This window comes from Streptomyces sp. CNS606, assembly GCF_000426325.1.
This window is the reverse complement of sequence record NZ_AUFD01000005.1, coordinates 152,501-164,861: the sequence shown is the minus strand read 5'-3', so window position 1 is coordinate 164,861 and position 12,361 is coordinate 152,501. Positions and strand designations below refer to the sequence as shown.

At 74.6% G+C, this 12,361-nt stretch carries 11 protein-coding genes; all 11 read right to left on the bottom strand.

Going from position 1 to position 12,361, the window contains the following annotated elements:
- Window position 1 precedes the first annotated feature (1 nt).
- Entirely contained in the window at window positions 2-859 is an 858-nt protein-coding gene (locus K304_RS0100750) for a TatD family hydrolase (protein ID WP_027762179.1), read from the bottom strand.
- Between the two features lie 5 nt (window positions 860-864).
- Entirely contained in the window at window positions 865-1,536 is a 672-nt protein-coding gene (locus K304_RS0100745; RefSeq protein WP_027762178.1) for an EboA domain-containing protein, read from the bottom strand.
- Complete coding sequence (locus tag K304_RS26585) at window positions 1,533-2,444, bottom strand: sugar phosphate isomerase/epimerase family protein (RefSeq protein WP_486591534.1); 912 nt, start codon at window positions 2,442-2,444, stop codon at window positions 1,533-1,535. Before K304_RS26585 ends, K304_RS0100745 begins: the two co-directional genes overlap by 4 nt.
- Window positions 2,441-3,481 (bottom strand): SCO3242 family prenyltransferase, encoded by a 1,041-nt coding sequence (locus K304_RS0100735; protein ID WP_078528182.1) that lies wholly within the window; start codon window positions 3,479-3,481, stop codon window positions 2,441-2,443. Before K304_RS0100735 ends, K304_RS26585 begins: the two co-directional genes overlap by 4 nt.
- Window positions 3,478-4,596: an inositol-3-phosphate synthase gene (locus tag K304_RS0100730; protein ID WP_027762176.1), complete on the bottom strand. Its 1,119-nt coding sequence runs from the start codon at window positions 4,594-4,596 to the stop codon at window positions 3,478-3,480. The genes K304_RS0100735 and K304_RS0100730 overlap by 4 nt, the downstream gene beginning before the upstream one ends.
- Window positions 4,597-5,036: 440 nt before the next feature.
- Window positions 5,037-6,050, bottom strand: coding sequence for a sugar phosphate isomerase/epimerase family protein (locus tag K304_RS0100725; protein ID WP_027762175.1), 1,014 nt, complete (start codon window positions 6,048-6,050; stop codon window positions 5,037-5,039).
- Between the two features lie 27 nt (window positions 6,051-6,077).
- Complete coding sequence (locus K304_RS0100720) at window positions 6,078-7,316, bottom strand: Gfo/Idh/MocA family protein (RefSeq protein ID WP_078528180.1); 1,239 nt, start codon at window positions 7,314-7,316, stop codon at window positions 6,078-6,080.
- A gap of 31 nt (window positions 7,317-7,347) precedes the next feature.
- The gene (locus K304_RS0100715; RefSeq protein ID WP_037788900.1) at window positions 7,348-8,424 is read right to left on the bottom strand and encodes a substrate-binding domain-containing protein; all 1,077 of its coding nucleotides are present in this window, start codon (window positions 8,422-8,424) and stop codon (window positions 7,348-7,350) included.
- On the bottom strand, window positions 8,421-9,431 hold the full coding sequence (locus K304_RS0100710; protein WP_051307601.1) for an ABC transporter permease: 1,011 nt from the start codon (window positions 9,429-9,431) through the stop codon (window positions 8,421-8,423). Before K304_RS0100710 ends, K304_RS0100715 begins: the two co-directional genes overlap by 4 nt.
- Window positions 9,425-10,945 (bottom strand): sugar ABC transporter ATP-binding protein, encoded by a 1,521-nt coding sequence (locus K304_RS0100705; RefSeq protein ID WP_027762171.1) that lies wholly within the window; start codon window positions 10,943-10,945, stop codon window positions 9,425-9,427. Before K304_RS0100705 ends, K304_RS0100710 begins: the two co-directional genes overlap by 7 nt.
- A gap of 201 nt (window positions 10,946-11,146) precedes the next feature.
- A complete protein-coding gene (locus K304_RS0100700; protein WP_027762170.1) occupies window positions 11,147-12,328 on the bottom strand; it encodes an ROK family transcriptional regulator in 1,182 nt (393 codons plus the stop codon).
- Window positions 12,329-12,361: the final 33 nt, after the last annotated feature.

Sequence of the window (12,361 nt, the reverse complement as noted above, 5' to 3'; positions counted from 1 at the left end):
GTCAGTCACCGCCCCGGAGGAGGGAGTTGCCCTCGTGGGTCGCGGCGGGCGGGGCGACGTCGAGGTCGAGGCGTCCGCTGAGGCCGTAGAAGGCGACGGGGTTGCGCCACAGGACCTGGTCGGCGTCGTCGGGGGTGAAACCGGCGGCGAGCAGGGCGTCGCCGAAGCGGCGGGGGGTCAGGGGGTCGCTGTGGCCCCAGTCGGCGGCGGAGTTGACCAGGGTGCGGCGCAGGCAGTCCGGGCCGCGGTCGGCGAGGATGCGGACCATGCGGGCCTCGTCCATCTTGGTGTCGGGGTAGAGGGAGAAGCCGAGCCAGCAGCCGCTGTCGAGGGCGGCGTCGACGGTGGTCTCGTTGAGGTGGTCGACGAGGACGCGTTCGGCGGGGAGCGCCGACTCGCGGACGACGTCGAGGGTGCGGGCGAGGCCGGCGGCCTTGTCGCGGTGCGGGGTGTGGACGAGTGCGGGCAGTTCGTGGTCGGCGGCGAGTTGGAGCTGGGCGGCCAGCGCGGTGTCCTCGGCGGGGGTCATGGAGTCGTAGCCGATCTCGCCGACGGCGACCACGGAGTCCTTCAGCAGGTAGTGCGGCAGCGCGTCCAGCACGGGTGTGCAGCGCGGGTCGTTGGCCTCCTTGGGGTTGAGGGCCAGCGTGCAGTGGTGGGCGATGCCGTGCTGGGCGGCCCGGAAGGGCTCCCAGCCGAGGAGGGAGTCGAAGTAGTCGTAGAAGCTCTCCGGTGCGGTACGGGGCTGCCCGAGCCAGAACGAGGGCTCGACGACGGCGCGTACGCCCGCCTCGTACATGGCGGTGTAGTCGTCGGTGGTGCGCGAGGTCATGTGGATGTGGGGGTCGAAGATGCGCATGGCGTTCAGGGCTCCTTCGCGGGCGGGGCCGGAGGCGCGGCGGCGCCGGTGAGGGCGAGGGCGTGGTGCAGGTCGCCGGGAACGGGACGGCCGGCGGCGGTGCGTTCGGCGGCGTAGTCGGTCAGCATGCGGGCGAGTTCGGCGTCGCCTGCGGCACGTTCGGCGAGGGAGGCCACTGCCGCGAGGGGGACTCCGGTGAAGAGGCACTTGAGCAGTGCCTGCCGCCAGGCGTCGGGCGGAAGGTGCGTGGCGGCGTACGGTCCGAGCGCGGCGGCGGTCAGGCGGGTGTCGTTGGCCCGCAGTGCGTCCTGGACGAGCGGCACGGCGTCGGGTCCCAGGTGGGGCAGGAGCGGGAGGGCGAGCAGCACGGCGCGGCGTTCGGCGGCGCTGCCGCGGGTGTAGAGGCGGGTCAGGGCGGGTGCGCCGGGCCGGGCCGCCTGCAGGATCAGGACGCGTGCCGCCTCGGCGACGTCGCCTGCGCCGACGGGCCCGGGGCCGGGGCGGCAGTGGCGGCCGGCGGAGGCGAAGTGTTGTTCCCAGGCGGGGAGGCCGCCGGGGGACGTCGTCGTCGCTTCGGCATCGCAGAGGGCGGTGGCGAGCCAGGCGGCGGATGCGGGGGCGAGGTGGCCGGTGAGAGTGCTGCGCAGGGCGCGGGTGTCGGCGCCGCCGCCGTTCACGGGCGGGCCCCCGCCGGGGAGTGCGCCGCGCTCGCGCGTTCGGCGGCTAGCAGGAACGGCAGGGCGGCGGCGGCCTGTTCGGGTCCCGCGTGGGAGTGGCGGGGCAGTTCGACGGTGACGAGCCCGGCGTATCCGGCGTCGCGGAGGGCGGCGAGGACGGGTGGGGCGTCGAGTTCCCCGTCGCCGAACGGCAGGTGCTCGTGGACGCCTCGGCGCATGTCCTCGATCTGCACGTGCCGCAGCCAGGGCGCGGCCGCGCGCACGCAGTCCGCGGGCGGGTCCGCCTCCAGGCACAGGCAGTGGCCGATGTCGAGGGTCAGGCCGAGGGCGGGCGGGTCGTCCAGGGCGCGGCGCAGGCGGTGGAAGCCCGCCAGGTCGCCGAGCAGGTGGCCGGGTTCGGGTTCCACCGCCAGCGGTACGCCGGTGGCCGACGCCGTGTCGAGGAGTCCGGGCAGGGCTGCGGTGAGGCGTCGCCAGGCCGTCTCCTCCGGCACGCCGGGCGGGGTGACGCCGCTGAAGCAGTGGACGGCGTGTGCGCCGAGGTCCGCCGCGACGCGCACCGCCGTGTGGAGCAGGCGGAGGCGGGCGGCGCGGTCCTCGGGGGCGTCGTCCAGCAGCGTGGGGCCGTGTTTGCGGCGCGGGTCCAGGACGTAGCGGGCGCCGGTCTCGACGGTGGCGGTCAGGCCGTGGCGGGCCAGGAGCCGGGCGACGGCGGCGGTGCGGGCGGCGAGCCCGGGGGCGAGGGGGTCGAGGTGCATGTGGTCGAGCGTCAGGCCGACGCCGTCGTAGCCGAGGTCGGCGAGCAGCGCGAGGGCGTCGGCGAGCCGCAGGTCGGTGAGGCCGTTGCTGCCGTAGGCGTAGCGGAGGGGCGGCTTCGCGCTCCCGTGGGGTGTCACGTGGGACGTCACGTGGGGCTGACCTTTCGGGAGAAGTGCCGGGCGAGGGGCAGCAGGGCGAGTACGCCGGTGGCGGTGGCGGTGCCGGAGGCGCCGTGCCGGCCGGAGGCGCGGGCGATCAGTGCGGCCTGGAGCGGGATCAGGGCGCGGATGCCGCCGCCGACGGCGCGCTGGAGGAGCGGCGGGGAGGGGTTGAGGGCGGCGTGGGCGAGGGGGCGGCCGGCGGTGGCGAGGTAGGCGGCGGTCGCCGTCGCGACGAGCACGCGGTCGTGCGGGCGTGGCGTCACCCGGGGACCGCGCGCGCGGCGGCCCGGGATGCCGCCGGCGAGCACGGCGACGGTGGCGAGGGCGCGCAGCGCGGGGGCGCTGGAGCCGCCGGTCGTCTCGTGGCGGGAGACGGCGGTGACGGCGAGGGTGTGCGTGCCGAGTGCGAGCGCGGGACCGAGCGCCTCGCGCAGCGGGGTGCGTCTGCCGCGTCCGGCCGGCGTCCGGCCGGCGGCGAGGGCGCCGAGGAAGAGGTCCAGGGCGCGGGCGGTGGCCATGGTGGCGGGGGCGGCACGGGTGTGCTTCAGCCCCAGGTCGTACGCCCAGACGGTGCCGGCGAGGGCGGTGGCCGTGGTCAGCGCGGGGCGCCCGGCGAGGGCGACGAGGCCGAGGCCGGTGCCCGTGAGGGCGGCGGCCGCTGTGAGGGCGGCGCGCGGGGTGACGCGTCCGGAGGGCAGGGGCCGTCCGGGGCGCTCGCGGGCGTCCTCCTCGCGGTCGGACCAGTCGTTGAGCGCCATGCCCGCCTCGTACAGGCACAGGGACGTCCCCACGGCGAGCACGGTGCCGCGGCCGGGGCGGCGGCCGGTGACGGCGGCACCCGCGAGCGCGTCCCCGGGGACGCTGAAGAGGGCGGAGACGCGCAGGAGTTCCGCCCAGGCGCGCAGGCGCGCGGCGGAGCGGGGCGTGCGGACCGCACCGGCCGTCCGGGCCGCCCTTGCCGCCCTCGCCGTGCGGAGCCGCGGCGCGGTGCTGCGGGCGCTGCGTGGCGCGGCGCCGGGGGTCACGGGGCGACCCGCAGCCGCTCGGCGAGTGTGAGGAGCGCGCGCCACTGCTCGGGGAGGCCGCCGGGGCCGGTGTCGGGGTCCTTGAAGTAGAAGCCGAGGCCGTCGACCGGGCCGGTGAGGCCGGCCGCGTGGGCGCGGGCGAGGAGGCGGGCGAGGTCGAGCACCAGGGGGGCGGCGAGGGCGGAGTCGCATCCCTGCCAGATGGTCTGGAGGTACATCCGGGAGCCGAGGAAGCCGTCGAAGGCGACGTGGTCCCAGGCGGTCTTCCAGTCGCCCATGGCGGGGACGTCGTCGATGTGCAGCGCCCCGTCGGGGAGTTCGCCGAGGGTGTCGGCGAGGACGCGGGCCTTGCCCGCGTTCTTCGCGGCGGCGGCGCCGGGTTCGGTGAGGGAGGCGCCGTCGCCGCCGCCGAGCAGGTTGGTGCCGGACCAGGCGCGGACGTCGAGGGCGCGCTGCGCGAACATCGGGGCGAGCACGGACCGCAGCAGGGTCTGACCGGTCTTCCCGTCCCGGCCCGCGTGCGGGAGGCCGGACCGCGCGGCGGCGGGCCGCAGTCTCGGATGGTGCAGGCCCGCGGACGGGGTGAAGTTGACGTACGGGCAGCCGGCGCGGAGCGCGGCGGCCGCGTAGAGGGAGCTGGCGGGGAACGCCTCGCCGACGGGGGCGGGTTCGGTGCTGGCGACGTTGACGACGACGGTGCGCGCCAGGCCGTGGGTGCGGGTGAAGGCGCGCAGGTCGGCCGCGAAGGCGGCGACGAGCTGCTCCTCACCGCGGGCGTCCGCGGTGGGTGTGCCTCCGGGCCGTATCGCGGCGTCGGCGGCGGCGAGTTCGTCGAGCACGGCGGTGGGGAGGCCGTGCGGGAGGACTCCGGAGGCGACGAGGGCCTCGGCGCGTTTGGGCAGGAGGGTGGTGGCGGTGTCGTGTCCGCCGAAGACCAGCCGGCGCAGCGGTGGCAGGCCGCAGTCGGGGAAGGCGGCGCTCTCGGTGACCATGCCGGTCGGCGGGGCGAGGCCCGCGGCGACCGCGGCGCAGCCCGTGATGGTGGTGGTGCCGACGGAGCCGCGGGCTCCGATCAGCCAGACACCGGTGCGTTCGTCGTGCGCGTGCGCGGTCACGGGTGCCTCCCTGGGGTGGGGTTCGGGTGGCGGCGACGGACGGGGAGTCGGCGTTCTCCCCGTCCGTCGCCTGGCGCCGTCCGCGACCCCCCTCGGATCGCGGGCGACGGGTCGGAAGGGCGACGGCGACGCCGTGCGGGCGTCGCCGCGGGACGGCCGGGCGCGGCTGGGCGTGAGTGGGGCACGGGTGGGGCGCGGGTTTCGCTGAACCGTCGGGGGCGCTCTGGCGGTAACGGTCGTGCGCTGTCGGGGCCTGCGCTGCGAGGGCCGGGGGAAAGGGGCCCGAGGGGTGTCCGGGAGCGCTTCCACCCAAGGGAGCCAAGGGGTCAGGCTGGTCCGTACACGTCAGGAACCGTAGTCACCTTCCGCCCGGTTGGGAAGACCTTGACGACAGAAATCGCCCGTCTTCGTCCCCTGTCAGGACAAAGAATGACGAGGTGTCAGCTTCCGTCGTCGCCGCCGCCGAAGGCCGCGTCGAACGACGCCTGCGGCGGCTCGTAGTCGTACGCCTTGAGGCGGCGCAGCGCCTCGGGCGCTCCCTGGAGCCGGTCCATGCCCGCGTCCTCCCACTCGACGGAGACCGGCCCGTCGTAGCCGATGGAGCGCAGCATGCGGAACACGTCCTCCCAGGCGACGTCGCCGTGCCCGGCGGAGACGAAGTCCCAGCCGCGGCGGGGGTCGCCCCAGGGAAGGTGGGAGCCGAGACGGCCGTTGCGGCCGTCCAGGCGGCGGCGGGCCTCCTTGCAGTCCACGTGGTAGATGCGGTCGCGGAAGTCGTAGAGGAAGCCGACCGGGTCGAGGTCCTGCCAGACGAAGTGGCTGGGGTCGAAGTTCAGGCCGAAGGCGGGACGGTGGCCGATGGCCTCCAGCGCCCGGTGGGTGGTCCAGTAGTCGTAGGCGATCTCGCTCGGGTGCACCTCGTGGGCGAACCGCACTCCCTCGGCGTCGAAGACGTCGAGGACCGGGTTCCAGCGTTCGGCGAAGTCCTCGTAGCCGCGCTCGACCATGTGCGGCGGTACGGGCGGGAACATGGCGACCAGGTGCCAGATGGAGGAGCCGGTGAAGCCGACCACCGTACGGACACCGAACGCGGCGGCCGCGCGGGCGGTGTCGGCCATCTCCGCGGCGGCCCGCCGCCGTACGCCCTCCGCCTCCCCGTCGCCCCAGATGCGGGCGGGCAGGATGGCCTGGTGGCGTTCGTCGATGGGGGCGTCGCAGACGGCCTGGCCGACGAGGTGGTTGGAGACGGCCCAGCACCGGAGTCCGTGTTTTTCGAGCAGGGCGTGGCGGCCCGCGAGGTAGCCCGGCTCGTTCAGGGCCCGGTCCACCTCGAAGTGGTCGCCCCAGCAGGCCAGTTCCAGGCCGTCGTAGCCGAAGTCGCGGGCGAGGCGGCAGACCTCCTCCAGCGGAAGGTCGGCCCACTGCCCGGTGAAGAGGGTGAAGGATCGCGGCATCGTGCACTCCTCGCGGGACGTCGGGTCTCAGGTCTGGGGAACGGGGATGAGGACGCTGCTCTTGCCGGCGCTCTCCTCGACGGCGGCGAGCACGCGCTGCACCCGCAGGCCGTCCTCGAAGGAGGGTGCCGGGTCGGTGCCGTCCGCGACCGCCCGGAGGAGGTCCCGGGCCTGGTGGACGAAGGTGTGCTCGTAGCCCAGGCCGTGGCCCGGCGGCCACCAGGCGTCCAGGTACGGGTGGGTGTCCTCGGTGACGAGGATGCGCCGGAAACCGGCTTCTGCGGCGTCCTGCGTGTGGTCGTGGAACTGGAGTTCGTTGAGCCGTTCCAGGTCGAACGCCAGGGAGCCGGCGGTGCCGTTGACCTCGACCCGCAGGGCGTTCTTGCGGCCTGCGGCGACGCGGCTGACCTCGAAGGCGGCGAGGGCTCCGGACGCCAGCCGGCCGCCGAACAGCGCGGCGTCGTCGACGGTGACCTCGCCGAGCACGCCCGGCCCCTCCCCCGGCACCGGCCGGCGCGTGGTGAAGGTCTCCGTCTGCGCGGTGACCTGCACCAGCGGCTCCCCCGCGAGGTGCTGCGCCAGGTCCACGGCGTGCGCACCGAGGTCGCCGAGCGCACCGGAGCCGGCCTGGTCCCGGCGCAGCCGCCAGGCGAGCGGGAAGCCGGGGTCGACCAGCCAGTCCTGCAGGTAGGCGACGCGTACGTGCCGCACCGTGCCGACCCGCCCGCGGGCGATCATGTCGCGGGCGAGGGCAAGGGCGGGGGTGCGGCGGTAGTTGAAGCCCACCATGGCGACCTGCCCGCGGCTGCGGGCCTCGGCGGCCGCCCGCACCATGGCCTCCGCCTCGGCCACGGTGTTGGCGAGCGGCTTCTCGCACAGCACGTGCTTGCCGGCCTCCAGCGCCGCGATCGCGATCTCGGCGTGGCTGGCACCGGGGGTGCAGATGTCGACGAGCTGGACGTCGTCGCGGGCGACGAGCGCCCGCCAGTCCGTCTCGGCCGCCGCCCAGCCCAGCCGCCCGGCGGCCGCCCGTACGGCGGCCGGGTCGCGTCCGCACACGGCAGCCATGGCCGGGTTCAGCGGCAGGTCGAACACGCGGCCCACGGTGCGCCAGCCCTGTGAGTGGGCGGCGCCCATGAAGGCGTAACCGACCATGCCCACGCCGAGGGTGGGCAGCGGCCGGGCGCCCGCCGGGGGCGTACCGGCCGGCTCGGGCACGGCGTCTGCCTGCGGTGCTGCGGCGGGCGCGGCGGTGTCGTGCGACATGGATGGCCTCCTGTCGGGGTGGCGGAACCGGTCAGTTGAAGCCGGTGGGCAGGTACTCCTCGACGTTGTCCTTGGTCACGACCGCCGAGTAGCACGTGAGGGACGCCGGGATCTCCAGGCCCGCGAGGCCGCCGACGCCGCGTGACTGCCCGAGGGCGCGGGCGAGGTCGATGGCGGAGGCGGCCATCGTCGGCGGGTACAGCACGGTGGCCTTGAGTACGGAGTCGTCGGCCTGGATGGCGTCCATCGCGTGCCGCGAGCCGGCGCCGCCGACCATCAGGAACTCGTCGCGGCCGGCCTGCTCGATGGCACGCTCCGCGCCGACGCCCTGGTCGTCGTCGTGGTTCCACAGGGCGTCGAACTCGGGGACGGCCTGGAGCAGCGCGGACATCTTCTTCTGCCCCGACTCCACCGTGAACTCGGCGGCCTGGCGGGCGACCTTCTCGATGCCGGGGTAGTTCTTCAGCGCGTCGTCGAAGCCGCGGGTGCGCTCCTGGGTGAGTTCGAGGTTGTCCATCCCGGCGAGCTCGACGACCTTGGCGTTCTTCTTGCCCTTCAGTCGCTCGCCGATGAACCGGCCGGCGTTCAGGCCCATGCCGTAGTTGTCGCCGCCGATCCAGCAGCGGTACGCCTGCGGGGTGTTGAAGACGCGGTCGAGGTTGACCACCGGAATGTCCTGGCGCATGGCCTTGAGACCGATGCGGGTCAGTGCCTTGCCGTCGGCGGGGAGGATGACCAGGACATCGACCTTCTTGTTGATGAGGGTCTCGATCTGGCCGCTCTGCTGGGCGATGTCGTTGGAGCCCTCGGTGGTGACGAGGGTGACGTCCTCGTAGGCTTCGGCGCGACTCCGGGCCTGTTCGTTGATGGCGTTCAGCCAGCCGTGGTCGGCCTGCGGGCCGGCGAAGCCGATGGTCACCTCCTTGCCGGGCTCGTCGTCGGCCGAACCGGCGGGCTGCCGTCCGGTGTCCGGGTCCTCGTTGTTCTGGTTGCTGGTGCAGCCGGCGGCGAACAGGGCGCCGGCCGCGGCGGTGCCGAGCAGGACGCCGCGGCGGGAGGCCAGCGGCGGCGCGTCGGTGCCGGCGGGGACGCGGGGGAGCTTTCTCATGAGGTGGACCGACCCTTCTGGACCAGGACTGCGGCGACGATGATGGCGCCCTTGGCGATCTGCTGGACGTCGCTCTGGAGGTTGTTCAGAGCGAACAGGTTGGTGATCGTGGTGAAGACGAGGACGCCGAGGACCGAGCCGGTGATCGTGCCGCGGCCGCCGCTGAGCAGCGTGCCGCCGATGATCGCCGCCGCGATGGCGTCGAGTTCGTAGAGGTTGCCGTTGGTGTTCTGGCCGGAGCCGGTGAGCACGATGAGCATGAAGGCGGCGATGCCGCAGCACAGGCCGGAGAGCAGGTAGAGCATCAGGCGCTGACGCCGCACGTCGATGCCGGCGAGCCGGGAGGCCTCCGGGTTGCCGCCGACGGCGACGGTGCGCCGTCCGAAGGTGGTGCGGGTGAGCACCAGCCAGCCGACGACGCTGACGGTCAGGAAGACGAGCACCAGCGGCGGGACGCCGAGCACGTGGCTGTCGGGCAGGCCCAGGTCGAGGACGGACTGCACCTCGACGATCTGCGTGCGGCCCTCGCTGATCTGGAGGGCGAGGCCGCGGGCGGAGGCGAGCATGGCCAGGGTGGCGATGAACGGCACCATCGGCCCGTAGGCGATCAGGAGGCCGTTGACCAGGCCGCAGCCGACGCCCACGACGACGGCGCAGAACAGGATGCCGGCCAGGCCGTAGGACTGGGTGGCGACGGTCGTCGCCCACACGGAGGCGAGGGCGACGATCGCGCCGACGGACAGGTCGATGCCGCCCCCGATGATGACGAAGGTGACGCCCACCGTCACGACGCCGATCACGGACGCCTGCGTGAGGATCAGTTCGACGTTGTCCAGGCTGAGGAACTGTTCGGGCCGGGTGATGCCGCCGACCAGGACGAGCACGCCCAGGACGGCGAGCAGGGACACGTGCAGCATGTCGACGCGTCCGGCCGCCGCACGCGTCCGGGACGGGGCCGGTTCCGGGGGTGCGGGGGCCGGTCCCCCCTTGGACACGGTGCTCAGCACGTCGGGCTTCCTTCCATGACGAGGTCGAGGACGCGGTGCTCGTCGAGCTCCCGCGCGGGCGCGGTGTGGACGACGCGGCCCTCGCGCAGGACGAGGACGCGGTCGGCGAGGCCGAGGACTTCGGGAACCTCGCTGGAGACCAGCAGGACGGCCACGCCCGCGTCGGCGAGGCGGCGGATCAGGGCGTACAGCTCGGAGCGGGCGCCGACGTCGACGCCGCGGGTGGGTTCGTCCAGCAGCAGGACCCGGCATTCGCGGAGCAGCCAGCGCGCGAGGACGACCTTCTGCTGGTTGCCGCCGGACAGGGTGCGCACCGGCCGGTCGGGGTCGTCGGGGGCGAGCGACAGTTCGCGGGTGCGGGCGCGGGCCGCCTCGCGTTCGCGGCGGCGGTCCAGCCAGCCGCCGCGGGCGAAGCGGGAGAGCGTGGAGACGGACACGTTGCGGGTGACGGACTCCAGCATCAGCAGGCCCTGCGCCTTGCGTTCCTCGGGCGCCAGGCCGATGCCCGCGCGGACGGCGGAACGGACCGACCCGGGGCGCAGCGGCCGTCCCCCGACCCGTACGCGGCCGGTGGTGGGGCGGCGGGCGCCGTACACCGTCTCCAGGATCTCGGAGCGTCCGGAGCCGACGAGCCCGGCGAGTCCGACGATCTCTCCGGGGCGCACCTCCAGGTCCAGGGGCGCGAACTCCCCCGCGCGGGAGAGGGATTCGACGCGCAGCAGCGGGGGCGGTGCGTCCTTCGCCGGCGCCGGGGGGACGTCGGGGCGGGCGGGGAAGGCGTACGCGAAGTCGCGGCCGGTCATCAGCGACACGACCGTGGCGGTGGCGGTGGTCCGGGCGGGCAGGTCGCGGGCGACGGTGGAGCCGTCCTTGAGGACGGTGAGGCGGTCGCCGATGCGCCGGATCTCCTCCAGCCGGTGCGAGATGTAGACGACGGCGACGCCTGCGGAGGTCATGGCTCCGACGATGCGGAAGAGGTTCTCGACCTCGTCCGGGTCGAGGGCGGCCGAGGGCTCGTCCATGACGATCAGCCGCACCTCGTGGGACAGGGCCCGCGCCATGGAGACGATCTGCTGCCCGGCGGCGGGGAGCCGGCCGACCAGGGTGCCGGGGTCGATCTCCGGGTGGCCGAGGCGGGAGAGGAGGTCGGCGGTGCGGGCGCGTGCCTCGCGGGGGCGCACCAGGCCGCCGCGGGTGATCTCGTGGCCGAGGAAGACGTTCTCGGTGACGGAGAGGTGCTCCACCAGGTCGAGTTCCTGGTAGATGGTGGCGATGCCCAGGCGCATCGCGGCGACCGGGGTGGGCAGCCGTACGGTCTCGCCGCGCCAGGTGATCCGGCCCGCGTCGGGCTGGTGGGCCCCGGCCAGGACCTTGATCAGGGTGGACTTGCCGGCGCCGTTCTGGCCCAGGAGGCAGTGCACCTCGCCGGCTTCGACGTCGAGGTCGACGCCGTCCAGGGCGCGGACGCCGGGGAAGGTCTTGGTGATGCCGGACATCGTCAGCAGGGGTGCCATGCGCGGGCCTTACGTGCGTGCGGGCAGGGAGCCGTACGGGACGTGCGTGCCGGGCGGGTACGGCGCCACGCGGGGCGGCGCCGCGGGTGCGAGCGCTCTCACGGGTTCACGGTTCACGGGTTCGCGGAGGCGTGCGCTCCGCGAGGGCGGTGCCGGGTCGGGCGGGTGGTTTCCGGTGGCGCTGTACGTGCGGCCCGGCCGTCAGGCCGGGGAGAACAGGTGGTCGCTGATGAGCCGTGCGGCGCCGGTGACGCCCGCGACCTGGCCGAGTTCGCCCAGGACGATGGGGAGGTTGCCGGTCGCCAGAGGCAGGGACTGGTGGTAGACCTGAGTGCGGATGCTGGCGAGCAGCGTGTGGCCGAGGCCGGTGACCCCGCCGCCGATGACGACCAGGCCGGGGTTGAAGAAGCTGACCAGGCCGGCGATGACCTGACCGGTGCGGGCTCCGCCGTCCCGGATGAGGTCCAGCGAGGCGCCGTCGCCGGCGGCCGCGGCGGCGGCCACGTCGGCTCCCGTCAGCCTGCCCGACGTCTCCAGCCTGCTGGCGAGTTCGGCCGAACGGCCCTCCCGGGCCGCCGACTCGGCATCGCGGGCGAGGGCGGAGCCGCCGAAGTACGCCTCCAGGCAGCCGCGGTTGCCGCAGGCGCACTGCCGGCCGCGGGGTTCGACCTGGATGTGGCCGATGTCCCCGGCGCTGCCGGTGGTGCCGCGGTGGACCGTGCCGCCCGCGACGATGCCGCAGCCGATGCCGGTGCCGATCTTCACGCAGATGAAGTCCGGTACGTGGCGGGCGACTCCGGCCTGCTGCTCGCCCATGGCCATCAGGTTCACGTCGTTGTCGACCATGACCGGGCAGCCGAGTTCCTGACTCAGCGCCTCCCGGACCGGGAAGCCGTCCCAGCCGGGCATGATCGGCGGGGCGACCGGCACTCCCTCGGGGAAGCGGACCGGCCCCGGAACGCCGATGCCGGCGCCGTCGAAGCCCTCCGCGACCCCGGAGTCCTTCAGCTTGCCGACCATCGTCAGCACCTGCTCGAAGACGGCCACCGGCCCTTCCCGCACGTCCATCGGGTGGTTGAGGTGGCCGAGGATCTCCAGCTCCGGGTTGGTCACGGCGACGTCGACGGAGGTGGCGCCGATGTCGATGCCGAGGAAGCGGAGTCCGGGCGCGAGGCGGATGTTGTGCGACCGGCGGCCCCCGCGCGAGGCGGCGAGACCGTCGGCGACGACCAGGCCCGTCTCCAGCAGCCGGTCGACCTCGACGGCCAGCTTGGAGCGGGAGAGTTCCACCTCGTCCCCGAGCTGCGCCCGGGAGCTGGGGCCGCCGTCGCGCAGCAGGCCGAGCAGCCGCGCCTGATGGGCGTTGCCCGGTCGAGCGGTCATGCGCCTCACGCTGCCTCTCCCTCCCCTGGTCTC

Coding starts and splice junctions, on each gene's coding strand:
- K304_RS0100750 (WP_027762179.1), bottom strand. CDS start 859: ATGCGCATCTTCGACCCCCACATCCACATGACCTCGCGCACCACCGAC.
- K304_RS0100725 (WP_027762175.1), bottom strand. CDS start 6,050: ATGCCGCGATCCTTCACCCTCTTCACCGGGCAGTGGGCCGACCTTCCG.
- K304_RS0100720 (WP_078528180.1), bottom strand. CDS start 7,316: ATGTCGCACGACACCGCCGCGCCCGCCGCAGCACCGCAGGCAGACGCC.
- K304_RS0100715 (WP_037788900.1), bottom strand. CDS start 8,424: ATGAGAAAGCTCCCCCGCGTCCCCGCCGGCACCGACGCGCCGCCGCTG.
- K304_RS0100705 (WP_027762171.1), bottom strand. CDS start 10,945: ATGGCACCCCTGCTGACGATGTCCGGCATCACCAAGACCTTCCCCGGC.
- K304_RS0100700 (WP_027762170.1), bottom strand. CDS start 12,328: ATGACCGCTCGACCGGGCAACGCCCATCAGGCGCGGCTGCTCGGCCTG.